The organism is Ruegeria faecimaris (genome assembly GCF_900182615.1).
Lineage (GTDB): Bacteria > Pseudomonadota > Alphaproteobacteria > Rhodobacterales > Rhodobacteraceae > Ruegeria > Ruegeria faecimaris.
Genome location: NZ_FXTE01000008.1, coordinates 32436 through 58730 on the forward strand (window position 1 = coordinate 32436; position 26295 = coordinate 58730).

The 26295-nt window shown below is 58.5% G+C and carries 26 protein-coding genes; 17 read left to right on the forward strand and 9 right to left on the reverse strand.

What is annotated here, in order from left to right; all coding sequences use genetic code 11:
- The first annotated feature begins 7 nt into the window (after window positions 1-7).
- Together FN806_RS13495 and FN806_RS13500 are read left to right on the forward strand one after the other, a co-directional pair.
- Window positions 8-826, forward strand: a complete 819-nt coding sequence (locus tag FN806_RS13495) for an MBL fold metallo-hydrolase (protein ID WP_142638006.1) — start codon at window positions 8-10, stop codon at window positions 824-826.
- A gap of 38 nt (window positions 827-864) precedes the next feature.
- Entirely contained in the window at window positions 865-2280 is a 1416-nt protein-coding gene (locus FN806_RS13500) for an FAD-binding oxidoreductase (RefSeq protein WP_142638008.1), read from the forward strand.
- A 12-nt stretch (window positions 2281-2292) separates the two neighbouring features.
- On the opposite strand, the gene FN806_RS13505 is transcribed toward FN806_RS13500, so the two are convergent.
- Window positions 2293-2832 (reverse strand): adenine phosphoribosyltransferase, encoded by a 540-nt coding sequence (locus tag FN806_RS13505; protein WP_142638010.1) that lies wholly within the window; start codon window positions 2830-2832, stop codon window positions 2293-2295.
- 312 nt (window positions 2833-3144) lie between these two features.
- On the opposite strand from FN806_RS13505, the gene FN806_RS20500 reads away from it, so the two are divergent.
- Window positions 3145-3318 carry a hypothetical protein gene (locus FN806_RS20500; protein ID WP_185956707.1) on the forward strand — a complete coding sequence of 58 codons (174 nt, stop codon included), beginning with the start codon at window positions 3145-3147 and terminating at the stop codon, window positions 3316-3318.
- A gap of 4 nt (window positions 3319-3322) precedes the next feature.
- Here FN806_RS20500 and FN806_RS13510 read toward each other — a convergent pair whose 3' ends face one another.
- From FN806_RS13510 to FN806_RS13520, 3 genes are all read right to left on the reverse strand, one after another.
- Window positions 3323-3952 (reverse strand): LysE family translocator, encoded by a 630-nt coding sequence (locus FN806_RS13510; protein ID WP_142638012.1) that lies wholly within the window; start codon window positions 3950-3952, stop codon window positions 3323-3325.
- 51 nt (window positions 3953-4003) lie between these two features.
- Window positions 4004-5020 carry a DUF418 domain-containing protein gene (locus tag FN806_RS13515; protein ID WP_142638014.1) on the reverse strand — a complete coding sequence of 339 codons (1017 nt, stop codon included), beginning with the start codon at window positions 5018-5020 and terminating at the stop codon, window positions 4004-4006.
- Window positions 5021-5119: 99 nt separating this feature from the next.
- Window positions 5120-5992 (reverse strand): S-methyl-5'-thioadenosine phosphorylase, encoded by an 873-nt coding sequence (locus FN806_RS13520; RefSeq protein WP_142638016.1) that lies wholly within the window; start codon window positions 5990-5992, stop codon window positions 5120-5122.
- Between the two features lie 302 nt (window positions 5993-6294).
- Between FN806_RS13520 and FN806_RS13525 the strand changes: the two genes are divergently transcribed.
- Window positions 6295-7929, forward strand: a complete 1635-nt coding sequence (locus FN806_RS13525; protein ID WP_142638018.1) for a SulP family inorganic anion transporter — start codon at window positions 6295-6297, stop codon at window positions 7927-7929.
- Between the two features lie 31 nt (window positions 7930-7960).
- On the opposite strand, the gene FN806_RS13530 is transcribed toward FN806_RS13525, so the two are convergent.
- Both FN806_RS13530 and FN806_RS13535 read right to left on the reverse strand, forming a co-directional pair.
- Entirely contained in the window at window positions 7961-8599 is a 639-nt protein-coding gene (locus FN806_RS13530) for a CatB-related O-acetyltransferase (RefSeq protein ID WP_142638020.1), read from the reverse strand.
- A complete protein-coding gene (locus FN806_RS13535) occupies window positions 8599-9204 on the reverse strand; it encodes a flavin reductase family protein (protein WP_142638022.1) in 606 nt (201 codons plus the stop codon). Before FN806_RS13535 ends, FN806_RS13530 begins: the two co-directional genes overlap by 1 nt.
- Window positions 9205-9275: 71 nt before the next feature.
- Here FN806_RS13535 and FN806_RS13540 point away from each other — a divergent pair, with 71 nt between their 5' ends.
- From FN806_RS13540 to FN806_RS13560, 5 genes are all read left to right on the forward strand, one after another.
- Window positions 9276-9770, forward strand: a complete 495-nt coding sequence (locus tag FN806_RS13540) for a GNAT family N-acetyltransferase (RefSeq protein ID WP_142638024.1) — start codon at window positions 9276-9278, stop codon at window positions 9768-9770.
- A 53-nt stretch (window positions 9771-9823) separates the two neighbouring features.
- A complete protein-coding gene (locus tag FN806_RS13545; RefSeq protein ID WP_142638025.1) occupies window positions 9824-10582 on the forward strand; it encodes an EcsC family protein in 759 nt (252 codons plus the stop codon).
- Between the two features lie 96 nt (window positions 10583-10678).
- Window positions 10679-11137, forward strand: a complete 459-nt coding sequence (locus tag FN806_RS13550) for an NUDIX hydrolase (protein WP_271950475.1) — start codon at window positions 10679-10681, stop codon at window positions 11135-11137.
- Window positions 11138-11207: 70 nt separating this feature from the next.
- Window positions 11208-11663 carry a DUF1178 family protein gene (locus FN806_RS13555; RefSeq protein ID WP_142638029.1) on the forward strand — a complete coding sequence of 152 codons (456 nt, stop codon included), beginning with the start codon at window positions 11208-11210 and terminating at the stop codon, window positions 11661-11663.
- Window positions 11664-11666: 3 nt separating this feature from the next.
- Window positions 11667-12305, forward strand: coding sequence for an SDR family NAD(P)-dependent oxidoreductase (locus FN806_RS13560; protein ID WP_142638031.1), 639 nt, complete (start codon window positions 11667-11669; stop codon window positions 12303-12305).
- Here the strand turns inward: FN806_RS13560 and FN806_RS13565 are convergent.
- The gene (locus FN806_RS13565) at window positions 12299-12655 is read right to left on the reverse strand and encodes a hypothetical protein (protein ID WP_142638033.1); all 357 of its coding nucleotides are present in this window, start codon (window positions 12653-12655) and stop codon (window positions 12299-12301) included. The genes FN806_RS13560 and FN806_RS13565 overlap by 7 nt on opposite strands.
- 164 nt (window positions 12656-12819) lie before the next feature.
- On the opposite strand from FN806_RS13565, the gene FN806_RS13570 reads away from it, so the two are divergent.
- The 6 genes from FN806_RS13570 (at window position 12820) to FN806_RS13595 (ending at window position 21619) form a co-directional block, all read left to right on the forward strand.
- On the forward strand, window positions 12820-14058 hold the full coding sequence (locus FN806_RS13570) for an aspartate kinase (RefSeq protein WP_142638035.1): 1239 nt from the start codon (window positions 12820-12822) through the stop codon (window positions 14056-14058).
- Window positions 14059-14104: 46 nt separating this feature from the next.
- Window positions 14105-16348: a phosphoenolpyruvate--protein phosphotransferase gene (gene ptsP, locus FN806_RS13575; protein WP_142638037.1), complete on the forward strand. Its 2244-nt coding sequence runs from the start codon at window positions 14105-14107 to the stop codon at window positions 16346-16348.
- Between the two features lie 138 nt (window positions 16349-16486).
- Entirely contained in the window at window positions 16487-17932 is a 1446-nt protein-coding gene (zwf, locus tag FN806_RS13580) for a glucose-6-phosphate dehydrogenase (RefSeq protein ID WP_142638040.1), read from the forward strand.
- A gap of 2 nt (window positions 17933-17934) precedes the next feature.
- Window positions 17935-19740, forward strand: coding sequence for a phosphogluconate dehydratase (edd, locus tag FN806_RS13585; RefSeq protein WP_142638041.1), 1806 nt, complete (start codon window positions 17935-17937; stop codon window positions 19738-19740).
- Window positions 19741-19745: 5 nt separating this feature from the next.
- Window positions 19746-20378, forward strand: coding sequence for a bifunctional 4-hydroxy-2-oxoglutarate aldolase/2-dehydro-3-deoxy-phosphogluconate aldolase (locus tag FN806_RS13590; protein ID WP_142638043.1), 633 nt, complete (start codon window positions 19746-19748; stop codon window positions 20376-20378).
- Window positions 20379-20428: 50 nt separating this feature from the next.
- Window positions 20429-21619, forward strand: coding sequence for a pyridoxal-phosphate-dependent aminotransferase family protein (locus tag FN806_RS13595; protein WP_142638045.1), 1191 nt, complete (start codon window positions 20429-20431; stop codon window positions 21617-21619).
- A 126-nt stretch (window positions 21620-21745) separates the two neighbouring features.
- Here FN806_RS13595 and FN806_RS13600 read toward each other — a convergent pair whose 3' ends face one another.
- A complete protein-coding gene (locus tag FN806_RS13600; RefSeq protein ID WP_142638047.1) occupies window positions 21746-22861 on the reverse strand; it encodes a pyridoxal phosphate-dependent aminotransferase in 1116 nt (371 codons plus the stop codon).
- A gap of 87 nt (window positions 22862-22948) precedes the next feature.
- Between FN806_RS13600 and FN806_RS13605 the strand changes: the two genes are divergently transcribed.
- A complete protein-coding gene (locus FN806_RS13605; RefSeq protein ID WP_246097246.1) occupies window positions 22949-24025 on the forward strand; it encodes an SMP-30/gluconolactonase/LRE family protein in 1077 nt (358 codons plus the stop codon).
- A gap of 66 nt (window positions 24026-24091) precedes the next feature.
- Window positions 24092-24874 carry a crotonase/enoyl-CoA hydratase family protein gene (locus FN806_RS13610; protein WP_142638050.1) on the forward strand — a complete coding sequence of 261 codons (783 nt, stop codon included), beginning with the start codon at window positions 24092-24094 and terminating at the stop codon, window positions 24872-24874.
- A gap of 205 nt (window positions 24875-25079) precedes the next feature.
- On the opposite strand, the gene FN806_RS13615 is transcribed toward FN806_RS13610, so the two are convergent.
- On the reverse strand, window positions 25080-26243 hold the full coding sequence (locus FN806_RS13615; RefSeq protein WP_246097247.1) for a benzoate/H(+) symporter BenE family transporter: 1164 nt from the start codon (window positions 26241-26243) through the stop codon (window positions 25080-25082).
- Window positions 26244-26295: the final 52 nt, after the last annotated feature.

The following is a 26295-nucleotide window of genomic DNA, read 5'->3' on the forward strand; positions in this document are numbered from 1 at the left end:
TCACGTCATGCGCTGGGTGGTTTTTGCATTGATGGTGATCTCGGGCGGGGCCGTCGCGCAGGAGCGTCGGCCAAGCCATTGCATCGCCATTGCGGATGCGGCGCCGGGGATCGAGTACCTGCATAAAGCGGGGTGGCAGGATCCGGTGCCGGAGTATTCCGTCCGGATCAGCTATGTCGCGCATGCGTCTTTTCTGATCCAGACGCAGGGCGGGTTGAACGCTGTGACTGATTTCACCGGCTTTATCGGCGGGGCCAGCTTGATTCCCGATGTGGTGACGATGAACCACGCCCATGGCACGCATTGGACCGAATACCCCGATCCCGCCATTCCGCATGTGCTGGAGGGGTGGGGCGTGTTCGGGGAGGGGATCGAACATCATCTGGATCTGGACGAGATGCTGGTGCGCAATGTCTCGACCGATATCCGGTCCGTCTATGGCGGTGTCGAAGAACGTGGCAATTCGATCTTTGTGTTTGAGGTTGCCGGGTTGTGCATTGGGCATCTGGGTCATCTGCACCACATTCCGTCGGACGCGCAATTTGCGGCCCTTGGACGGTTGGATGTTGTTATGGCTGCGGTGGATGGTGGAACGACCATGCCGCTGCCCGAAATGATTACAGTTCTGAAACGGTTGAAGAGTTCGGTTATCATTCCGATGCATTGGTTTTCAGACTATTCGCTGGATCGGTTTCTGACAGATATCAGGGCGGACTTCCCCGTTGAACGCGATGGCGTTTCTGAATTCACCGTATCCCTGCGCTCACTTCCGGAACGGCCAACGGTGGTTGTGTTAGAGCCGCAATACCTGATCGAGTTGGAATAGGGCTTGTCGGGACCTGTTGCCTTGGGCAAGGAATGGGCATGACCCTGAATCCCGCAGACGATCAATTCGCCCAATCAATTCGCGCCGCCTTGCCGGATGAAGTGCTGCGACCGGTCACCGCGCGATATCTCGAGGAGCCGCGCCGTCGGATTTCCGGGCAGGCGGGGGTGCTTGCGGTGCCCAGAACGGCCGAGGAGGTGGCGGTTCTGATCCGATTGGCTGCCGAGGCATCGGTCCCGGTGGTGCCATATGGGGGCGGCACCGGTGTGGTTGGCGGTCAGGTGACGTCGGACGGGCCTGCGCCTTTGCTGATCTCGCTAGAGCGGATGACAGCGATCCGGGCTGTCTATCCGACAGAGAATGTGATGATTGCAGAAGGTGGTGTGATCCTTGCAGATGTGCAGGCGGCTGCCGAAGGCGCGAACCGGTTATTTCCACTTTCCCTCGCCTCACAGGGGTCATGTAGGATCGGAGGGAACCTGTCGACAAATGCAGGGGGGGTTAACGTGTTGCGCTATGGAAACGCCCGTGACCTGTGTCTGGGCCTTGAGGCGGTTCTACCAAGTGGCGAAATCTGGCATGGGCTCAGCCGGTTGCGAAAGGACAATACCGGGTATGATCTGCGCAATCTTTTGATCGGAGCCGAAGGGACGCTAGGGATCATCACTGCGGCGGCACTCAAGCTGTTTCCCCGTCCTGAGGCGGTTGGAACGGCCATGGTTCAGGTCACCTCTTCCGAAGCGGCGGTTGATTTTCTGGCGCTGGCGCGGGACCTCATGGGGGACAGCGTCAGCGCATTTGAACTGATTCACCAACAGGGGCTTTTGTTCCTGAGTGAGGTTCTGCCAGACACGCGGCAGGCCTTTGCTGAGCCGCCCGAATGGTCTGTACTGATCGAGATTGGCTTGTCGATGGGCCAATCACCTGAAACCGCGTTTGAGGTGCTGTACGAGGCCGCTGAGGCACGTGGGCTGGTCACCGATGCGGTGATTGCACAAAGCGAGGCGCAGCGGCAGGACATGTGGGCCGTGCGCGAGCGTATTCCGGATGCAAACCGGCTGATCGGGTCGGTCTCAAGCCACGATATCTCGGTGCCGATCTCGGCCATCCCAGAATTTATCCGGCGTGGTGCAGATGTTGTGGCAGCGCTTGGTCCGTATCGGGTGAACTGTTTCGGGCATCTGGGCGACGGGAACCTACATTACAATGTGTTTCCGCCAAACGGGCATTCCCGGTCAGAGTATGACGCCGAAAGTGCGAAGGTAAAAAGAGCCGTTCATGACCTTGTGCATGAGTTCCAGGGCTCTGTCAGCGCAGAGCACGGTATCGGGCGATTGAAGACCGAAGATCTGGAGCGATATGGCGATCCGGTCAAATTGAGCGCGATGCGGGCGATCAAATCGGCGTTGGACCCCAAAGGGATCATGAACCCCGGCGCGGTCCTGCGGCTGTAAGTGCGGGATCCGTCAGAGTCCTTCGAATTCGCACAGGACATGAACATCCATGCCCATCTCTTCCAGAACCTTGCGCCCGCCCAGTTCTGGCAGGTCAATGATGAAGGAACATGACACGATCTCGCCGCCCAGCCGTTCGATCAGTTTGATCCCGGCGGCGGCGGTGCCTCCGGTGGCTAGCAGGTCATCCACGACCAGAATTTTCTCACCCGGTTGGATGGCGTCATCGTGAATCTCGACGATAGCCTCGCCATATTCCAGCGTGTAATCCTGGCTGATTGTTGTGCCGGGCAGCTTGCCCTTTTTGCGGATGGGGACGAAACCGACGCTCAGCTGATGAGCGATGGCGCCGCCCAAAATGAAACCGCGCGCCTCAAGCCCCACGACCTTGTCGATCTGTTCGCCAGCATAGGGGTGCAACATCTGGTCAATCGCCATGCGAAACCCGCGCGGGTCCGCAAACAAGGTGGTGACATCCCGAAACATGATCCCTTCGTGCGGAAAATCGACGATGGTTCGGATGTAATCCTTGACCGACTTGTTTCTTGACATGACCAACCCCTTCTGGCGTCAAAACACGCTGGGTTGTTTGGCCCATCGGGGACGGTCATGCAAGAACAGAATGAACGTGCTGGCTTGCAATCTTCCTAGAACGTGCGATTGCCTATCTCACCGAAAAAACCAGATAGGTTTTCCGAGACGTCGTCTTTTTTAGCCAATGCGTTGGTTCCGAAAAAGAATTACCTGAATTGAACACAGGCTACTTGCAAAGATTCCGCAAGGTTGTTAGCTGCCCATCATATGTTTTATATATACTAAGTATATACGTTTTATTTCTTCTGAAGTCTTTTGGAGACAAAGTGCATGTCGGGGACAGATCGTAAGATTTCAGTCAAAAAGGACAGCCAGCTGGTTCTGCGGCTGGATCGTGGCGAGCGCGATGCTTTTGTAGAGCTGTGCAGGGAACTCGACACGTCGGCGGCGCGGGAAATCAGGCGGTTTATTCGCGGATTTATGAAGGATCACGCTGTAGATTAGGCCCTCAGGCCGGGCGACGCAGGATTGACGTGGCGATCCCCATACCGATCAGGGTCAGCCCCCCGAAACGCGTCAATGCACGAATGGTGCTTGCGCGGCCGATCATATGGCGCAGCCGATCTGCCAAAAGGGCATAGGCCAATGCGTTCAACCAGGCCAGCCCGACGAAGGTGCCTATCAGGATCGCGAATTGAGGGCCCAAAGGTTCGGCAGGGCGCAGGAATTGCGGCACGAAGGCGATAAAGAACGCAATCGATTTGGGGTTCAGGGCGGTTACAGCGGCCGCGTGACCAAAGACGCCTCGCGCAGTGATATCTGCGTCAGGTTCAACCGCTTGCAGCCCCGCCGATGGGGCGCTGCGCAGTAACTTGATGCCCAGCCAGACCAGATAGGCCGCGCCGACCCACTTTAGGACAGAAAACAACGTAGCTGAGGCCAGCACCAACGCCCCCAATCCCAGCAATGAGGCTGTCATGGCCACCAAATCGCCAACCGCCACCCCGGTGGCCGAGGCTACGGCAACGCTGCGGCCTTTGGACAGCGCATAGCTGAGCACCAGCAGAACAGTGGGGCCGGGGATCAGCAGCAAAGCGGTGGATGCGGCCACAAAGGCCAGCCAGATGTCAAAGGGCATGTGATCTCCGATTAAGATACGCCAGTATCAAGCTTTGGTGATGGGCAAAGGTCAAGCCCCTGAGGGCCGGGTCACGCGGTGCATCAACGCCTCAAGTGGTCCGCGTCTGAAGCGCAGGAACCATAGCAGCGCAAATCCTGAGGACAGCACGCAGAAACCCAAGGCGTAGCCAACGATCTGTGGCGCGCTGAGCGATCCGTCCAGCAGGCCGGCCTCTTCCAGAATGCCCATCCCGATTACGATATGCGCAATATAAAGCGTCAGGCTTTGCCGTCCGGGCGCAGTCAGCGCCATCGCGGCGCCCAGCCCCTGAATCCGCGGCCAGAGCTTTAGCAACAGGCCGATCACCACACAGGCGGTTCCAGCCCCGGCCAAAATGTAAAACGGCCCCGGAGGGATGGATTGAGTGCCCAGATAGGCGGCCAGGTCAGGATCGGTTGTCAGCTTTTGCGGAAACAGGGCCAGAACGGCTGCGCCAAATCCCCACATGATCAAACGGTGCTGAACACAGACCGTCTGTAGTTGCGATCGCCCAATCGCCATACCGATCAGCAAGAACGCTGCCCAAGGTAGAACGGGGTGCCAACCATTGAACAGCAAGTTTCGTACAAAGCCCGGTATCGTCCACAGGTCGGTATGGGTCAGGGAAAGCCAGTCCCATCCCTGATCATAGTCAAAGATAAGACCGGCGAGAACGGCCAGGACAACGACACTGCATGCGCCAAGCCACAACCCAAAGATCGACGAGGACAGAAACGCCGCGCCGACAACAAAATACAATGCATAGAAATGCAGGATATCGGCCTCAAACATGGTCATGTTGATCAGGCCAAGTACGAACAGAAATGCAGCCCGTCGTAACAGAATCCTAGCAGAAGGGCTGGACAGGCCAATACCGATCCCGGCCAGAATGACATACAATGCAGCAGCACGACCTTCCAGTGCATCGACAAGCGCCGATGCCCAGTCATCTGTCGGTTTGACCTGCGCCGCGATGCGAAAGTTCACCAGCACCATGCCGCAAAATGCCAGAAAGCGTGCGGCGTCCAGGGCCTCGAGCCGTTTCATTCCTATCCTCTCCGTTCCCTGCCGCCCGTACCGAACTTAAAAGGCTGCCTTTCGGTTAAGTACTGATGCGGCCGACCGGAATAGGGTTGATACCAATCGCTAGAGCACCCGCCCCGCGACTGCGTCCAGTTTCGCCAGCAGCGCCGGATCACGCTTTTCTGGCGCGGTCAGGATCGCGTATTCCAGCGCCCGGTCACACCCGTGCGGACAGGGCAGGCGCTCTGCCCCCAGCAACTCTGGCAAGCCCTTGACCAGCGCCCGGCCTTTTTCGGCGTTCCCGGTCAGGGTGGCGATAATGGCGGTCACGTCGACCTCGCCATGGTCCGGGTGCCAACTGTCGTAATCGGTGACCATGGCGATCGAGGCATAACAAAGCTCGGCCTCTCGGGCGAGTTTAGCCTCGGGCATGTTGGTCATTCCGATCACATCGCAGCCCCAATGCTCGCGGTACATTTTGGATTCCGCCAGTGTCGAGAACTGCGGCCCGTCCATGGCCAGATAGGTGCCGCCGCGATGAATGGTGATGCCGGCGGCCTTGCCAGCCGTCTCGCAAGCATCTGACAAACGTGGGCAGGTCGGGTGGGCGACACTGACGTGGGCCACGCAGCCGGAGCTGAAAAAGCTTTTGTCCCGCGCTAAGGTACGGTCGATGAACTGGTCGACGACAACGAAATCGCCGGGCGCCATATGCTCGCGGAACGATCCGCAGGCCGAGACCGAGATCACATCCGTAACCCCCAGACGTTTCAGCGCGTCGATGTTGGCGCGATAGGGTACGTCCGTCGGCGAATGAATGTGGCCACGCCCGTGGCGAGGCAGGAACGCCATCTCGATGCCGTTCAGCGCGCCGGTCAGTATTTGGTCCGAAGGCTTACCCCAAGGCGTTTCAACCGAGACCCATTGCGCATTCTCCAATCCGTCGATGTCGTAAATGCCTGATCCGCCGATGACGGCAATCTTGGTCTGGGTCACTGGTTTTCTCCGATTTTGGTGCCTGTTCAGCGATTTGTGCGCTGCGCTGCATGGTTTGACAAGGGTGATCGCCCGGTGGTTCTATCACTTTTTTCGCAGGGATTCGGGTCGTTGTTATCCGAGCCAGGCAGAGCGTCAAGCCAAGGTGTGACGGCAACGAACCGACATCAATTCACCTATTCGCGAGATATGTGCTATGCGTGCTGCGCATATCAGCCTCCCGCCTGATGCGGTGGCTCAAAAACCGGTTCACAGATAGAAGTCCCTTTTTCGCGCGAACCCATAAACCAACAGGACGCCCTATGCCCCGAGCTATGCTGGCAAGCTTTGCCAATCGTATCGCCAAACCTGATCTTCGTTGGGTTCCGGATGAGGGCCTGACCGTCTCGCGCCTTCGGATTGAGCTGCTGTCCGGCCTGACGGTTGCACTTGCTTTGGTCCCTGAGGCGGTGGCCTTTGCGTTTGTCGCGGGCGTGCATCCTTTGGTTGGTTTGTATGCTGCGTTCATGGTGGGGCTGATCACTGCACTGATCGGTGGGCGTCCGGGTATGATTTCGGGCGCAACCGGGGCCCTGGCCGTGGTGATGGTTGCCTTGGTGGCAGAACATGGGGTCGAATACCTCTTCGCTACAGTTGTTTTGATGGGAATACTGCAGCTGATCGCAGGGGCGATGCACTGGGGGCGTTTTATCAGGCTGGTACCACATCCAGTGATGCTTGGGTTTGTGAACGGATTGGCCATCGTGATTTTTCTGGCCCAGATGGGCCAGTTCAAAGTTCCCGGTAGCATGGAAAACACGGGCCATGGCATGAGCGGTGGCGAATGGCTTTCCGGTATTCAGCTTTTTACCATGTTGGGTCTGGTCGGCCTGACTATGGCGGTGATCCTTATCGTGCCGCGCATTACACGCATTGTCCCGGCGCCTTTGGCAGGGATCATGGTCGTCGCAGCATTGGTGATTGGTTTTGGACTGGACGTCCCACGGGTGGGCGATCTTGCCTCGATCGAAGGTGGCTTGCCGCCGTTCCACATCCCGATGGTGCCGCTGAACTGGGAGACGTTTGAGATCATCCTGCCATACGCCGTCATATTGGCAGCGATTGGCCTGATCGAGTCGCTTCTGACCCTGAACCTTGTTGGCGAAATCACCGGCAAACGTGGTGGTGCCTCGCAAGAATGTATCGCCCAAGGGTTTGCCAATGTGGCCACGGGCTTTTTCGGAGGCATGGGCGGCTGTGCCATGATAGGTCAGTCCATGATCAACGTGAAATCAGGTGGGCGCACGCGCATTGCCGGTATCGCAGCGGCGCTGTTCCTGTTGGTATTCATCCTGTTCGCTTCCCCGCTGATTGAGCAGATTCCATTGGCCGCTTTGGTCGGGGTGATGTTCATGGTGGTGATCGGGACCTTCGCCTGGAACTCGTTCAAGATCATGCGCAAAGTGCCTTTGATGGACGCGTTTGTCATTGTGCTGGTGACTGTCGTGACCGTGATGGAGGACCTGGCGGTAGCGGTTGTTGTTGGTGTGATCGTCTCGGCCCTGGCTTATGCTTGGAACAACGCCAAGCGTATCCATGCAATCACCCGCGATTCACTGACGGAAAAAGGCGCAAAGGTCTACGAGATTCAAGGGCCGCTGTTCTTTGGTTCGTCCGAGGGATTTGTTGAGATATTCGACGTTTCAAACGACCCGGAAACCGTGATTGTCGATTTTGCCGAAAGCCGTGTGGTGGATCAGTCGGCATTGCAGGCCATCGAGAACATCGCTTCGAAATATGAAGCCGCAGGAAAGCGCGTCATGCTCCGTCACCTCAGTCGTGACTGTCACAAACTGCTGAACAAGGCAGGCCATTTGATGGTCGACAGCGACGATGACCCCGATTACGCGCTGGCGGTCGATTATTCTGTTCGCACCGGCATTCTGGGTGGGCACTGATTGTGAAAGGCGGCCAAATGGGCCGCCTTTTTTAGGGGGCTAAACGCTCCAGCATATCGACGTTTCCGGACAGCAGAGCACTTTCGGCTTCGGTAATCAGATCAGTTGGCCAATCCCACCACTTCAAAGCAAGCAGCCGGTCGATTGTACCGGCCTCAAACCGATACCGTCGTACTTCTGCAGGATTGCCTGTCACGATTGCATAAGGCGGTACTGTTCCGCGCACGACGGATCCTGCACCGATAATGGCGCCATCTCCGATTTCAGCGCCAGGCATGATCAAGGCACCGTATGCGATCCAAACGTCATTTCCGATCACGGTATCGCGCCTGTCAGGTTGATATTCCAACAGCTTTTCGGGATCGAAAACGGGAAAAGGATAGCATGTCGCCCCGCTCATGGCGTGATTGGCCGATGAAGTGATGAACCGGACGCCGTGGGCGATTTGACAGAATCTACCCAAGACAAGTTTTTCGCGGGAAAACGGGAATAGATAAGGGGCAAGGCGTTGCGCCCAATCCTCTGGTGCGTCGAAATCCGACGCATAGCTGTATTCACCGGCTTCTATTCTGGGGTGGTCGATAGCCTGAGACAGGAAGACCGTTCCCGGGTGGTCCGAGCCGTCAGGCAATGTGATTGGGTATCGGCGCGATGCGTCAGGTAAAGGCATTAGTCATCCGGTCTTGAAAGGCTGAACAGCTCGGACGCGACCGAATAATCCCGGTAGCCAAGCCGTGCCAGTGGTTTGAAAGACGTCACATCGAATTTGCCATCCCGCATATGGTCGTCGTGCAGATGCACCCCTGTCACTTCGCCGAACACAACCCGGTTCGCCTGTCCGGGCAGGGTCACGATCTGCGTGAGCTTGCATTCTAGTGCGGCTGGGGCACCTTCGACACGGGCGCAGGGAATGGTCTCGCATTCGATTGCGGTGAGGCCGGCGTGTTTGAACTCGTCGACATGTTTGGGCAGCGCGGCTGAACTGGCGTTCATGGCGTCGCGGTGGGCGTGGGCGACAACGTTCACGCAGAATACGCCTGTTGCCTCGATATTGGCGATGCTGTCCTTTCCACCGTCCTGATCGGCCTTGGTTCCGGTCGAGGCAAACATGACCTGCGGGGGTGTGTAGGCCACACCATTAAAGAACGAATAGGGCGCGAGGTTGTTGGTCCCATCCGCGCCACGGGTTGATATCCAGCCGATCGGGCGGGGGGTGATGATGGCGTTGAACGGATTGTGTGGCAGGCCATGGCCGTCTTCTGGGCGATAGAACATAAGGTCTCCAAGCGTTTGCCCAAGGCGTAACGAAGTGCTAGGGCGAATTCCAGCTAGGAAAAGAGGGCAGGGTGCAGCAATTCGTGATCAGGCCGGAGGAGCCGGACGATTGGTGGGAAGTCGAGGCTTTGTACGATTTGTGCTTTGCGCCCGGGCGCGAAGCGCTGTCTTCGTATCGCCTGCGCGATGATGTTCCGCCAATGTCAGGCTTGTCACAAGTGGTGCGGGACGGGCAGGATATCCTGGCCGGTGCAATAAGATTCTGGCCCGTGCATGTTGGCGATCAGGACGCGCTGCTTTTGGGCCCTGTGGCCGTCCACCCGACCCATCAAGGTGAAGGACTGGGTGGATTTTTGATCCATGAAGGATTGCGGGCCGGGCGAACCAAGGGTTGGGACAGGGTCATGTTGGTCGGGGATGCACCCTATTATGCTCGGTTTGGTTTCACCCGTCTGACCGGGGTCGAGATGCCCCCGCCAACCAACCCGGATCGGGTTCTGGGCGTGGACCTGATACCCGGCGGATGGGACGGAATAACTGGTCCGGTAACCCGCTGGAGCCGCTGAGCTATTGAAACCGTTGCGGTAAGTGCCGATGTTCTAGGGGCAGGAGGGTACTTATGCAGGACATGGTTCTTGTCGGAAAACTCAATGCCGAAGCGGAACTGGACCGTTTGGCCGGATTTTACCAATCCGCCGGAGGGCCGGGCGTCAAGTTGTTGAACAGTGTCGGTGGCTCGGCAGAGTCATTGCTTGAACAGCTGCCGCCATCTGTGCGCGAAGTCCTAACCGGGGCGACAGAAAAGGCGCTTTGGATTGCGATGAACGCGGCTGAAGGGTCGCGTAGGGCGGTGCCCGATCAGTTGCCATGGGTCAATACGGCCCTGACGACAGCCATGGGAGCTGCAGGCGGTATCGGTGGCGTTCCGACCGCATTGATGGAGTTACCGGCAACCACGACCATGCTGCTGCGTTCAATTCAGGGCGCTGCGGCGCGCGAAGGGTTTGACCCTTCTGAGGATGGTGTCAAATTCGACTGTGTCCGGGTATTGTCAGCCGCTGGTCCGATGTCTTTCGATGACGGCGCGGATCTGGGTTTCTTTTCGGCGCGCCTGACCCTGACAGGCCCAGCTTTGCAAAAGCTGATATCTGCCGTTGCCCCGAAACTGGCGGTGGTTTTGGGGCAAAAACTGGCTGCGCAATCTGTGCCTGTGTTGGGCGCCATAGCCGGCGGCGGTACGAATTATGTCTATACACGCTATTACCAACAGATCGCCCGCGTCCATTTTGGCCTGAGGCGGCTGTCAGTAGATGCCGATATTCCGCATGAGGTTCTGATCCGCAAACTTGAGGCGCGGATGCAAGGGATTGAAAAATAACGCTTCATATGGCATTCTTCAGGAGCAGGTCCGATAAATAAGCGCAAAAGCGCACCGGGCAGGCGGATAAAACGTTCCCTGGAGAGGCAGCAGGACGTGATCGAGCAAAGGCAACTCAACCTGCATCAAGCGGGCACTGTACGAGTCGTACGGCAATCGGCAGCTCTGTGCTATCGTGTCCAACGCGGCACGCCTCAAGTGTTGCTCATTACAACGCGTGGTTCCGGTCGTTGGATAATACCCAAGGGGAATTTGATCGAAGGCCTCTCACCCTCCGGGACAGCCAGTCAAGAAGCCTGGGAAGAGGCGGGTGTGACCGGTACTTGCACTCCAAATGCCTTTGGGCAGTTCCTGCATTACAAGCGGAGGTACAAGAAAGGATCAGCGGTTTATCTGGTCGATGTCTATCCGCTGGTGGTCAAATCCCTGGCCGCGCGATACCCTGAATGGCAAGAGCGCAAGCGCAGGTGGTTTTCGCTGGGACATGCCGCCTCTCGGGTTAATTCGCCCGATCTTGCATCATTGTTACGCAATGTAGAGCATTTGTATCACTGATGTCCCCCTCAGGGGCTTGCCATTGCAATAGTGGTTGGTATCTATTTGGCATCCGACATCTGGACAGAACATGATTCAATATGCGTTGAAATGTAATAGCGGTCACAGCTTTGACAGTTGGTTTCAATCAGCCGCCGCTTACGACAAACTTGCCGCCGCGGGCATGGTGACATGCGCTGTGTGCGGTGATCCGCAAGTTGAAAAAGCAATCATGACCCCGCGTGTCCGCCCCGGACGTACGGTCGAATCTCGTACCTCGGTTCCGGCATCTCGGGATGAGGTCGTCAACATGGCAACGCCAAGCGTTGATGTCGAGAAAGCCCTTTCTGAGCTGCGGCGCAAAGTCGAGGACAACTCGGATTATGTTGGCAAGGATTTTGCCAAAGAGGCCCGTAAGATACATTTGGGCGACGCGCCGGAACGTGCGATCTATGGCGAGGCCAAGCCAGAAGAAGCCAGGGCATTGATCGATGACGGCGTTCCTGTTGCGCCGCTGCCTTTCGTACCTTCGCGCAAGACGAACTAGCCCATGCATGTTGTTATCACCGGTGCTGGGCGGGGGATCGGAAAGGTTCTGGCGGACAGGTATCGGGCGCAAGAATGCGACGTAACGGGCACGGCTCGGGATGGCAGCGCGGAGGTGGCGCTGGATGTAACAGACCCGAAACAACATCAAGCGATGGCGGAAAAACTGGCAATGCGCCCTGTTGATCTGCTGGTCTGCAATGCCGGTGTATATCTGGATAAATCCCAAACCATCGATGGCTACCCCGCCGAAATGTGGGCGCAGAGTTTCGCTGCCAATGTGACGGGGGTCTTTCTGACAGTTCAGGCCTTGTTGCCCAATCTGCGCGCGGCACAGGGCAAGATTGCGATTTTATCCTCGCAGATGGCCTCGCACACGCGAGCACCTGGTGGCAGCTATATCTACCGCTCGTCCAAGGCGGCGGTTCTGAACCTGGGGCGCAATCTTGCTGTGGACCTGCGCGGCGACGGCATTTCAGTAGGCATTTACCACCCCGGCTGGGTTCAGACGGATATGGGTGGGACCGGGGCTGATATCACGGTTGATAAGGCTGTTCAGGGCCTGATCAACCGTTTCGATACTCTGTCACTTGAAAGTACCGGGTGCTTTGAAACCTATGAAGGCCAGTCGCACCCTTACTGACGGGCAAGAGCGACTTTAGGGATCTCATATACCTCACCGGGATCAACGAAAATCACCATAACATCGCCTCGGTTTTCATAGGTGATCTTAGCTGCCGAATTTGTCGAATCCGGGATGCCATCGGTGAAATAGATGTTGCGGACTTCGCCATTTCCCATCGCAACCGCAAGCGTAGAGCTGCCGTCGTCACGGCGCCGCATTTCGGCGTTGCAAGTGCGCATCGCCTCGCCTGGGCTGGTCGCACAGGGCACTTTCCCCAAGGCGTTTTGACCGTCGGTGCCGGTCAGCGAGGCGACTTGCGCCGCCGCAGGTGTGGAAAATAGGGCAAGGACAAGGGCAAGACGGTGCATTGAATACCTCGTAGTGAATTTGATGCGTCAGGCTTACACCGTCATACGCGGTTGTAAAGCGATGCTAGGCCCCGACTGATGCGGTATTGCACTCTTGCTCTTGCGGCCCCCCTCGCATAAGACGCACGGGATCTGAATTCCAAGGCGCGGAGACATCAGCCCCCATGCCCGTACTCGTGATGAAATTCGGCGGCACATCCGTCGCAAATCTGGACCGTATCCGCCGTGCTGCAAAGCGCATCGGCGTTGAGGTGGCCAAGGGTTATGACGTGATCGTCATCGTCTCGGCCATGTCGGGCAAGACCAACGAGCTGGTGGGCTGGGTCAACGAAACCTCGCCACTGTTTGATGCGCGCGAATATGACGCCGTGGTGTCTTCGGGGGAAAACGTCACCGCCGGCCTTATGGCGCTGACATTGCAAGAGATGGACGTACCAGCCCGCAGTTGGCAGGGCTGGCAGGTGCCGTTGCTGACCACCAGCGCCCACAGCCAGGCCCGGATCGAGGATATTCCGACCGACAACCTGAACCAGAAATTCGGCGAGGGCATGAAAGTGGCCGTTGTCGCGGGTTTCCAGGGTCTCAGCCCTGAAGGCCGTATCACGACACTGGGCCGTGGCGGGTCGGATACCACTGCGGTGGCCTTTGCTGCCGCATTCGGGGCCGAGCGCTGCGACATCTATACCGATGTAGACGGCGTTTACACGACCGACCCGCGCATCTGCCAAAAAGCGCGTAAGCTGGATCGGATCTCATTCGAAGAAATGCTGGAACTGGCCTCGCTTGGGGCTAAGGTGCTGCAAACCCGCTCGGTTGAGCTGGCGATGCGATATAAAGTGAAATTGCGCGTTCTCTCAAGTTTTGAAGAACAATCCGACGAGGCCGGTACGCTGGTCTGCGACGAGGAGGATATCATGGAATCCAATGTTGTGGCCGGTGTGGCCTATTCCCGTGACGAGGCCAAGATGACCGTCGTTTCCGTGGCGGACCGCCCCGGTATCGCCTCGATCATCTTCACGGCGCTTAGCGACGCGGGCGTGAATGTGGATATGATCGTTCAGAACATCTCGGACGAAGGGCGCACGGATATGACCTTTTCCTGCCCCACGGATCAGGTGACGCGCGCCGAAAAGGCGCTGTTGGCTGTGAAAGACCGAGGAGAGCTGAACTATGCCGACCTGGTCGCAGATAATGATGTCTGCAAGGTTTCTGTGGTCGGGATTGGAATGCGTTCGCAATCGGGTGTTGCGGCCAAAATGTTCAAGATACTCTCGGATGAGGGTATCAACATTAAGGTCATTACAACCTCTGAGATAAAAATTTCCGTCTTGGTAGACAGGAAATACATGGAACTTGCGGTTCAGGCACTGCATGATGCCTTTGAATTGGACAAGGCGGCCTGAGCAATTCAGCCAAGGGTCACGCCTGAAACCTTAGACTGGTTGGGCTATGGCAGACGGCACTGAAACAGAATCCCGTAAGCTGCTGGGGCGGCTGCGTGAAGAGATGGCGAGCGAAGCTGCCGGTCAGGAACGTCTTGACCGGATCACTCACTTGATCGCAGACAGTATCCGGGCCGAGGTCTGCTCGATCTATCTGTTCCGCGACGAAGAAACCCTGGAACTTTGTGCGACCGAAGGCCTGTCGCCCGAGGCTGTTCATAAGACCCGTATGCGCATGGGCGAAGGACTGGTGGGGCGCGTCGCGAAATCCGGCAAAATCGTGAATACGCCCGATGCGCCGTCAGCCAAGGGCTTTCGCTATATGCCGGAAACGGGCGAGGAGCGTTTCTCGTCTTTTCTGGGTGTGCCGATTCAGCGGCTGGGTGAAAAGCTTGGCGTTCTGGTTGTTCAGTCCCGAAACGCGCGCGAATATTCTGCGGATGAAGTTTATGCGCTGGAAGTGGTTGCAATGGTTCTGGCCGAAATGGCTGAACTGGGAGCATTCGTTGGCGAGGGCGCGGCCCTGTCGCCACGCCACCAGCAACCGGTTCAGTTTACAGGCGGCCCTGCACAAGAGGGCTCGGCCGAAGGCCATGTCTGGCTGCACGAACCGCGCGTTGTTGTTACCAACCCGATTGCCGATGACCCGCATCGCGAACAAGAACGTCTGACCGAGGCGGTCGAAGAATTGCGCGTCGGTGTCGACAAGATGCTCGAGATATCCAAGAACGGCGACAAGGAACAGCTACAGGTTCTGGAAGCCTATCGCATGTTCGCCAACTCCAAGGGCTGGATGCGCCGGATGGAAGAGGACATTGCACTTGGGCTTAGCGCCGAAGCTGCGGTGGAAAAGGAACAATCCCAGGCGCGCGCGCGCATGAGCCAAGTCTCCGACCCCTATCTGCGCGAGCGATTGGCGGATTTGGACGATCTTAGCAACCGTCTGCTGCGCATTTTGACCGGGCAAGGGCAGACAAACAGTGCCGACCTGCCACCGGACCCAATCCTGGTTGCCCGGAATATCGGTCCAGGTGACCTGCTGGAATATGGCCGGTCCTTGAAAGGCATCGTGCTCGAAGAGGGCTCGGTCGGAAGCCATGCCACCATTGTTGCCCGTGCTTTGGCCATACCACTGGTGGTCCATGTCGGCCGCATTACGACCGAGGCCCTGAACGGAGACCATATCCTGGTTGATGGCGATCAGGGCACTGTGCAGCTGAGACCAGAAGATACCGTGGTCAGCGCGTTCCGTGATAAGGTCGCGATGCAGGCCAAGGCGCAGGAACGCTATGCCTCAATCCGCGAAACGCCCACGGTGACGCGGGATGGAGAGCGGATCAATCTGGTGATGAACGCGGGTCTGATGGCGGACCTGCCTTCGCTGAACAATTCCGGTGCCGAAGGCGTGGGCCTGTTTCGTACCGAGCTGCAGTTCCTGATCCGCAATAAGATGCCCAAGCGTTCCGAGCTTGTGACGCAATATCAGCGGGTTCTGGATGCGGCCGATAAAAAGCGCGTGGTATTTCGCACGCTGGATATCGGGTCCGACAAAGTTCTGCCCTACATGAAACATATCGAGGAGCCGAACCCGGCCTTAGGCTGGCGCGCAATTCGGGTTGGCCTGGATAAACGCGGCGTGATGCGGATGCAGCTGCAGGCTCTGATCCGGGCCGCCAATGGTCGTCCGTTGACGGTCATGTTCCCATTCGTGGCACAAGCGGAAGAGTATTATGAAGCGCGATGGGAAGTGAATAAGACCATCGACCGCGAGAAACGTCTGGGCCATGCCCTGCCTGAAAGTATTGAAGTCGGAGCGATGTTGGAAACACCCTCACTCGCTTTTGCACCGCAGAAGTTTTTTGACGAAGTCGATTTCATTTCGATTGGTGGCAATGATCTGAAACAGTTCTTCTTTGCTGCCGACCGTGAAAACGAGTTGGTCCGCCGCCGCTATGACTCGCTGAATGTCAGTTTCCTGACTTTTATCGAACGGATCGTAGAACGCTGCAACATCTCGGATACGCCACTCAGCTTCTGCGGTGAAGACGCAGGACGCCCGGTCGAGGCGCTGTGTCTGGCCGCGATGGGAATCCGGACGTTGTCGATGCGCCCGGCGTCGATTGGGCCGGTCAAAAGCGTATTGTTGCGGGCAGATCTGCAAGCAGTGCGCAAGATCATATCGGACGCTCGTCATCGCGGAGAGCAATCCGTGCGACCGGCTGTGATGGAATGGTTGCGCAGCCAGGGGTAGTGCGTCAAATCCACCCTTGCTTTCTTTTCTCGCTTTGCCTAAGGAAATAGTGAATGTTAGCGATAACATTTTCTATTCACCGGCGCTGTTAGCTTTAAGTGCTATTGTGGTTCAGCAGAGGATTGAAGGAGCCCGACGATGGTTTCACGCGTAATTCCCGTTAACCCGTTCGATCTGGTGCTGTTTGGCGCGACCGGTGATCTGGCGCAGCGAAAAATTCTGCCGGGTTTGTGTCATCGTTTCGAAGTCGGCCAGATGCCAGACGAAGCCCGGATTATCGGGTCCGCCCGATCCGCCATTGATAGTGACGCGTTTCGGGATCAGATTCGCGCCTCGATGAAAGAGTTCGCGCCGGAATTCAAAAAAGACGTTCTGGACCGCTTTCTGTCACGCGTGGAATATGTACAGGTTGATGCCTTGGGTGATGCGGGCTGGGACAATCTGGCCAAGTCATTGCGCCCAGACGTTGTGCGAGCGTTTTACCTTTCTGTCGGCCCAAGCTTGTTCTCGGGCATTGCGAAACGGCTGAACGATCACGATCTTGCAACGCCTGACAGTCGTATCGTTGTGGAAAAGCCGTTTGGTCATGATCTGGCCTCGGCCAAGGCGCTGAACGAAGGGCTGCGCGCCTGTTTCGAAGAACATCAGATCTATAGGATCGATCACTATTTGGGCAAAGAGACCGTGCAGAACCTGATGGCCCTGCGCTTTGCCAATTCCCTGTTCGAGCCGTTGTGGAACGCAACACATGTCGACCACGTCCAGATCACAGTGGCTGAAACCGTCGGCGTCGAAGGGCGCGGGGCCTATTACGATCAGTCGGGTGCAATGCGGGATATGATCCAGAACCACTTGGTACAGCTGCTGTGCCTGACAGCGATGGAGCCGCCGTCCAAGTTCTCTCCCAACGCGGTTCGCGATGAAAAGGTCAAAGTGATCGAGGCGCTTGAGCCGGTGATGCCTGCGGATATCGCCCGCGGTCAATACCGCACGGGCGAGGGCGGTGACGGGTATCTGGACCATGTCGGCAACCCTGCAAGCCGGACAGAAAGCTATATTGCGCTAAAGGTTCATTTGGGTAACTGGCGTTGGGCTGGGGTGCCTTTTTATCTGCGCACCGGAAAACGTTTGCGTGCGCGCGAGTCGGAAATCGCCGTCTACTTCAAGGATCCTCCACACACTATCTTCCCCAATGTAGGGCCATTGCATGGAAATGTGCTGGTGATCCGTCTGCAACCGGACGAAGGGATAACCCTGCGCACCACCATCAAAGATCCCGGTCCGGGCGGATTCCGGCTGTCGGATGTGTCGCTGGATATGAGTTTTGCCGAGGCGCTGGGCGCAGATGCGCGGGCTCAGGACGCTTATGAACGGCTGGTGATGGATGTGATCCGCGGTGACCAGACCCTGTTCATGCGTGGCGACGAGGCCGAAGCCGCCTGGGCTTGGGTTGACCCTATTATTCAGGGTTGGGAAAACCGGGGTGACCGGCCATCGAAATATGATCAAGGCAGTTCCGGGCCTGAAGAAGCTCTGATGCTGATGCATCGCGACGGGCGCCGCTGGCGTCAGATCGGAGGTTAGACATGGTTAATTCAGTTATCACCGACGTCACGCAACGGATTATAGCGCGCAGCGCCGATTTGCGTGGTCCGCATCTTGAGCGGATGGAACAGGCCCGGTCCAAAGGCCCGGCGCGGGCGCATCTGTCCTGCAGCGGTCAGGCCCACGCCTATGCCGGCGCAGGCGATGACCAACAATCGATGGCCACTGGTACGGCGGGCAATCTGGGCATAGTTACTGCCTATAACGACATGCTGTCGGCCCATCAGCCGTTCGAGCGCTATCCCGGCCTGATCCGCGATGCGATCCGCGCCGCAGGTGGAACCGCACAGGTGGCAGGTGGCGTACCGGCAATGTGTGACGGCGTCACGCAGGGCGAGGCGGGGATGGAACTGTCGCTGTTCTCACGTGACGTGATCGCGCTGGCCACAGGGGTGGCGCTGAGCCACAACACTTATGACGCTGCCGTGTTTCTGGGGGTCTGCGACAAGATCGTGCCCGGCCTTGTGATCGGCGCGCAGGCGTTCGGCCATCTGCCTGCTGTATTCCTGCCCGCAGGCCCGATGATCAGCGGTTTGCCAAATGACGAAAAGGCCAAGATCCGCCAGAAATTCGCCGCCGGAGAGATCAACCGCGCCGAGCTCATGGCCGCCGAGATGGCCGCCTATCATGGCCCCGGCACCTGCACTTTTTATGGCACCGCCAATACCAACCAGATGCTGATGGAGTTCATGGGCCTGCACCTTCCGGGATCCAGCTTTGTTAATCCAAACACACCGCTGCGCGATGCGCTGACTGAAGAAGGTGCGCGCCGTGCTCTGTCGCTCAGTGCGCTGGGCAACAACTATGCGCCGGTCTGCCAGATACTTGACGAACGTGCCTTTGTGAACGGCATCGTCGGTCTGATGGCCACGGGCGGGTCGACAAACCTGCTGATCCACCTGATCGCGATGGCGCGCGCGGGCGGCATCGTGCTGGATTGGCAGGATTTTTCCGAAATCTCCGCCGTGGTGCCTTTGGTTGCGCGGGTCTACCCCAACGGACTGGCTGATGTGAACCATTTCCACGCCGCGGGCGGGCTGGGCTATTGCATTGGCACGCTGCTCGAAGACGGGTTGCTGCACCCCGACACGCTGACCGTCGCGGGGCAGGGGCTGCACAATTATACCAAAGAACCCAAGCTGAAAGACGGCGATCTGACCTGGGAGGACGGCGCAGGCCACAGCCTGAATGACAAGATATTGCGCCCCGCCAAAGACCCGTTCCAACCTACAGGAGGTCTCTCGCGGCTCAGCGGCAATCTGGGTACCGGAGTGATGAAGGTTTCGGCGGTTGCCCCCGAGCATCAGGTGGTCGAGGCCCCGGTACGGGTGTTCCAAACTCAGGATGCGGTCAAGGCGGCGTTCAAAGCCGGAGAGTTTACGGATGACGTCATCGTCGTTGTGCGCTTTCAGGGACCCAAAGCGAATGGCATGCCCGAATTGCATTCATTGACGCCGATGCTGTCGATCCTTCAGGGCCGGGGGCAAAAGGTGGCGCTGGTGACCGATGGCCGTATGTCCGGCGCCTCCGGCAAGGTTCCCGCTGCCATTCATATCTGCCCCGAGGCTCTGGATGGCGGCGCGATCGCCTATTTGCAGGATGGCGACATTCTGCGCGTGGATGCCGTAAACGGCGCGCTCGAAATCCTCACCCCAGGTGTGCTTGACCGCACTCCGGCCACGGCTGACCTTTCTGCCAACCAACATGGTGTCGGGCGCGATCTGTTCGGCGCGTTTCGCAACGCTGTAGGCACCGCGGATACCGGCGCCAGCATCTTCGGAGTGTAAGACCTATGTCCAAGACACAACGCACCCGTGAAATCTGTGCCCTTGCCCCGATTGTCCCGGTTCTTGTAATTGACGACGCCGCCAGCGCACGACCTCTGGCCGAAGCTCTGGTCGCGGGCGGTCTTCCTGCGCTCGAAGTGACCTTGCGCACCCCGGCTGCGCTCGATGCGATCCGGGCGATGGCGCAGGTTCCCGGTGGCGTCGTCGGGGCGGGTACATTGATCACGCCGGATGACGTGCGCGCCGCGAAAGAGGCTGGCGCGCAGTTTGGCGTCTCGCCCGGTGCCACCGACGCCCTGATCGCCGCATGTGAAGCCCAAGACCTGCCCCTGCTGCCCGGCGCCGCAACCGCCACCGAGGCGATGGCCCTGCTGGAAAAAGGCTATGACATGCTGAAATTCTTCCCGGCCGAGGCCTCGGGCGGGGCGCCTGCGCTCAAGGCTATCGGCGCGCCCTTGCCGCAAATCACCTTCTGCCCAACGGGCGGTGTATCGCCTTCAAATGCCCGAGATTACCTGTCTTTGTCCAACGTGATCTGTGCGGGCGGCAGCTGGGTAGCACCCAAACAGATGGTCGCAGAAGGCAACTGGTCCGGGATCGAAACGCTTGCCCGGGATGCCGCCAAGCTGATGGATTGACGCCGGAATTGGCCACGTTAGGGTAGGGCCAATTCAAACAGGTTGATCCCATGACACATCCAATCTCCCTCGCGCGTGGGCGCGAGTATCTGGCCATTCCAGGCCCCTCGGTCATGCCTGACGCTGTGCTGCAGGCGATGCACCGACCGTCACCTAATATCTACGATGGCGAATTGATCGAGATGATGCCCGATCTGATCCGCGATCTGCGTCGCGTTGCCCGCACGGTCCATAACGTGGCCATCTACATTGCCAACGGCCATGGCACGTGGGAGGCGGCACTGTCGAACACCATCGCGCCCGGTGAGACAGTGCTTGCCCCCGCATCGGGGCGGTTTACCCATGGATGGGCCGAAATGGCCGAAGGGATCGGCGCCAAGGTGGATGTGATTGATTTCGGAACCAGCTCGGTCTGGGGTTTCGATCGCATTGCCGAGGTGCTACGCGCTGATTCATCGCATGATATCAAGGCTATACTTGCAGTTCACGTGGATACCTCGAGCTCAATTCGCAACAATCTCCCGGCGCTGCGCGCGTTGCTGGATGATCTGGGTCACCCGGCGCTGGTGATGGCGGACTGCATCGCCTCGCTGGGATGTGAGCAATTCGAGATGGATGCCTGGGGTGTCGACGTGACTGTTACCGCCTGTCAAAAAGGGCTGATGACCCCACCGGGCGTGGGGTTTGTATTCTTCAACGACAAGGCGCAGGCAAAACGGGCCGCAATGCCGCGTGTTTCCCGGTATTGGGACTGGCAGCCACGAGCCAATCCCGAGCTATTCTACCAATACTTCGATGGTACCGCGCCGACCCATCATCTCTATGGGCTGCGGGCCGCGCTCGACCTGATCCACGCGGAAGGGATCGAAAATGTCTGGGCGCGCCATCAACGCCTCGCTCAGGCAATCTGGACCGCCTGCGAAATCTGGGCACAGGGCGGTGCGCTGTCGTTGAATGTAGCTGACCGCGCAGACCGAAGTCATGCGGTCACCGCGCTGTGCCTGAGTGGAGGGCTCGGAACCCCATTGCGGTCCTATACCGAACAATCGCTGGGCCTGACTTTGGGAATAGGCCTCGGGATGGAAGATTGGGACGGCTGTTTTCGCCTGGGCCATATGGGACACATCAATGCACAGATGGTCATGGCGATGCTTGGCGGCGTGGAAACTGCCATGGCCGCCCTTGATATTCCGCGGGGCACGGGTGCGTTAGAAGCCGCCGCCACCGCGCTTGTGACCTGAGACCAGCCCCCGATCTCAGTGCTAATCTGTATCTTCATCTGACTCAAAATACTTTCGGGGGGAATCGCGCAAACGGCGCGATGGAGGCAGACAGCCCCCCCGTCCCGATGGCCATAAGCGAGAGCTTCAGACGTTCAGCGCCCGGGCGTCAGCAAGCGCTTTTGGCAAAGAGGCGGCAAAAGCCCCTAGATTGGAGGCATCGCCGCAGCTCACTCGAATGCACCTGTTCTGAGGCGCGGCAAAGGGCATCCGAACGAAAACCCCCTGCGCCACCAGCGACTCCAGAACAGCCTTGGCAAACACTCCATCCTGACCGCAATCAATGGCCACGAAATTGGTGGCTGAGGGTAAAGGGTGCAGCCCGTTCTCCAACGCTATCGCGTTGATCCTCTCGCGCGCATCTGAGATGCGGGCACGGATTTGTAACAGCCAAACCTCATCCTGCAGCGCAGCCAACGCGCCTGCTTGTGCAGCCTTGTTCATACCGAAATGGTTGCGCACCTTGTTGAACGCCGAGATCAGGTCTGACGCCCCAATGGCATAGCCGACACGCGCGCCGGCCATTCCGTATACTTTGGAAAACGTGCGCATCCGGATCAGACGCGGGTCATCTGCGGGAACTGGCGCTGCAGTCCCGTCGGGGGCGCATTCCACATATGCCTCGTCCAGAACCAGCAAACAGCCATCGGGCAGCGCATCCAATACAGCCACGATATCAGTGCCCGAATGCCAGCTGCCCATAGGGTTGTCAGGATTGGCCAGATAGACCAGCTTAGCCTCGACCTCAGCGGCCTTGGTAAAGAGTGCCTGAGGGTCTTCGTGATCGTCGCGATAGGGAACCGTGTGTATCACCCCGCCAAACCCGGCGACGTGATAGTTGAAGGTCGGGTAGGCCCCGTCCGAGGTCACAACCGTATCTCCTTGCCCAACCAGCAAGCGCACCAGATAGCCCAGCAACCCATCAATGCCTTCGCCAACCACGATATTTTCGGGTGAGACGGAGTGGTACTCAGCCAGGGCGTGGCGCAGGTTGTGGTTTTCCGGATCGCCATACATCCAGATATCGCCAGTTGCCCCCCGCATGGCCTCGACAGCGCGTGGCGAAGGGCCAAAGACATTCTCATTCGCACCCAGCCGGGCCACAAATGGTGCACCGCGCTGTCGTTCCTGTGTTTCAGGGCCGACAAAAGGCACAGAAGCAGGAAGAGATTGGGCAAGCGGGGTATAGCGTGGATTGGTCATGCAACCAGATAAACGCAAGTTCATCCGACAGGCAACCTTGCTTTGCCTGCACAGTGCCCACAGTCTGGCACCAACAAAAACAAAGGAATGTCCATGCGCATCGTGATTGGTTTGGCTTTAGTGGGACTTGCCTATTTGATATTTTGGCCTGTTGACGTGGACCCAGTGGCCTGGGAGCCGCCCGAAGCTCCGGGCTTTACCGGCGCGTTTGCCGAGAACAACGCTTTGGACAGCCTCGAACTAGTCTCTTTGCCGGATGGCGAGGAAGGCCCGGAAGACATCGCGATCATGCCGGATGGCACGATCTACACGACATCCATATCCGGCACGCTTTATCGGATCGACGGCGACAGCCCGGTCAAGATCGACGACCTGGGTGGGCGCCCTTTGGGTCTGCAAGCTGGGCCGGACGGCGCGCTATATATCGCAGATAGCTACCGGGGGCTGATGCGCTGGACCGGGCCCGGCACGCTGGTATCCCTTGTGTCTGAGATTGGCGGGTCTCCGGTGGTCTATGCCAATCAGTTGGACGTGGCTCCGGACGGTACGGTCTATTTCTCGAACTCGTCTGATCGGTTCGATCCCGAAACCATGGGCGGTACCAAAGCCACCTCGGTCCTGACCATCTGGGAGCAGTCGGATACGGGATACGTGGCCCGCTATTCCCCTGATGGCACAACAAAAAAGGTGGCCGAGGGCTTTGTCTATACCAATGGTGTAGCGCTTTCCCCGCAGACGGATTTTCTGCTGATCGCCGAAACTGGCCGTGCGCGGGTGCACAAGCTCTGGCTAACTGGGCCGAGTGCTGGGCAGCGCGAGGTGTTGATGGAAAACCTGCCGGGATACCCCGATAACCTCACGGCGCAGGGCGACGGCACTTATTGGATGGCCTTCGCCAGCCCGCGGGTGCCGAGTGAAGCTTTGATGCCCTATCCCTTTTTGCGCAAGGTGATCTGGCGGCTGGGTCCTTTGGTGCGACCGGCGCCGATTCATCGCGGCATGATCGTCCAATTCGACGGGGATGGCTCAATCCTGCAAACCTTGCAGGACCCCGGCGGGCGGCTGGGCATCACCACGGCGGGTCAGGTCGTTGGTGACCTGTTCTATGTCATGACGCTGGATTCGCCGTGGTATGGCCGGATGCCCGTCGCTGATTTGCCCTGACGTCGTGGTGGCACTGTCCTCGTCTTGCTGGCATGGTTGACGCAACACTGATTTCCGGAGGGACCAATGTCTCGCGTTTCCATCGAATACAAAGACCATATCGCCCATGTCACGCTAACCCGTGGCGACAAGATGAACGCGCTGGACGAAGCCATGATCAAGGCGATCCTGTCCGCCGGGCAAGAGGTGGCGGTCTCCGGCGCCCGCGCCGTGGTGCTGTCGGGTGAGGGTAAAAGCTTCTGCGCCGGTCTCGACATGGCCAGCTTCGCCAGCATGGCCCACAAGGACCCAACCGAATGGCTGATGAACCGCAGCCATGACGACGCCAACGAAATGCAGGAGCTTGCCTTGATCTGGCGCCGTGTCCCCGTTCCAGTCATCTGTGCCATTCAGGGTGTGGCCTATGGTGGCGGACTGCAAATCGCACTGGGCGCGGATATCCGCATTGCCCAGCCCGAGGCGAAATTGGCGGTGATGGAGATGAAATGGGGTATCATTCCCGACATGGGCGGCATGGTTCTGCTGCCCGAGCTTGTGCGCTCGGACGTCCTGCGCTTGCTGACGTATACTGCACGTCCAATAGGCGCGCCGCAGGCGGCTGATTGGGGGCTGGTCACGAAACTCTCGGACGATCCTCTGACCGAGGCGCTGGCTCTGGCTGAAGACATCGCAGGCCAAAGCCCTTCAGCCATCCGTGCCGCCAAGCGCCTGATCGACGTGGCCGAAAACCGTTCGCGAGCCGACGTTCTGCTGGCCGAATCTGCCGAACAGGTGGAGCTGATCGGCAAACCCGATCAGATGGAGGTTGTCATGGCGCAGATGCAGGGCCGTAAGCCCAAGTTCAAGTAGTCACCACATGAATCCCGATGCGCATCGCGGACCTGCACGTCAGGCAGTGGGGTGTAGGCTTTGCGCATCTGATCCAGCGTTACTTGAAATGAATTCTCTGGGTTGGACCTAGGTCTGTGCTTTCTTGATCCGGCGTACCACCAGAGTTCCCAATGATCCAAATTTTGGCCGGTTTTACTTTGGCTGTGGCCTCAAGGCAAAGCGGCTATCGCAGCCAGTTAGTCACCAGATAGGCAATGCCACCAGCCAGCAAACCCCAGACCGCGGCCCCCAGCCCGAAGACTGTGATACCGGACGCAGTGATAGCAAAAGTCAGGATCGCCGCCTCACGCTCGGCCACAACCTCCAGCGCAGCGTGGATCGCATTTGCCAGCACACCGATCAGTGCGACCCCGGCCAGCGTCCCCATCAGCAACGGATCGGCATGGGCGGCAAATCCGGTGATGGCCACGGCAAAAACACCAAACAGGCAATAGAATACGCCACCCATGATGGCCGACCAATAGCGCAGCGCAGGATCGGGATGACTGTCCTGATTTGAGCACATCGCGGCGGTGATGGCGGCAAGGCAGGTGGCGGGGGCTCCGAACGGGGCGGACAACAGGCTGGCCCCTCCGACGGCCGAGAACAATTTGCCCGGCACGGGCGTAAAGCCAAAGCTGCGCATCACCGCGATGCCGGGGATGTTCTGTGTCGCCATGGTGACGATGAACAGCGGCATTCCGATCCCTATGGCCGAGGCCAGCGAGAATGTAGGCATGGCCCAGATCGGTGCCGCAATCAGACGCTCGGGCATGATCGTTGTATCTCCGGCGTTCAGGATGACTATAATGGCTGCTGCGATCACTGCCGCGGGAACCGCAAACAGCCGGTTGAACCGCCCCGCGATGAACCATGTCAGGATTACGGGTAGCGCCTGCCACGGAATCTCGACGGCCGCCTTGAACGGGAGGATACATAGAGGCATCAGAACCCCGGCAAGCATTGCCTGCGCTAACGTGGTCGGGATTGCAGCTGCCAACCTTCCCAGCGGCTTCCACAACCCAGCCACAACCGTCAAAGCGCCAGCGCACAGGAACGCACCGATAGCTCCTGAGAATCCCTCGACAGGTGTGGCGGATACAGCCAACAGCGCGACACCCGGCGTGGACCAGGCGACACTGATCGGCAACTTGTAGCGCAAGCTCAGCGCGATGGCGGCCAGCCCCATGGCGATGGCGGCGGTCATCAGGCCCGATGCGGCCTCCTCCGGTGACGCACCCATCGCATCCAGCCCCTGCAATACAATGGGGAATGAGCTGAAAAAGCCGACGATGGCCACAACCAATCCGGTTGAGATGGTCTGCATTGGTGGAAATGCGCGTGTCATCCTGCCCTCAGCGTTATCAACCTGCACTTGCTAGCAATCGTAAGCGGAGGTG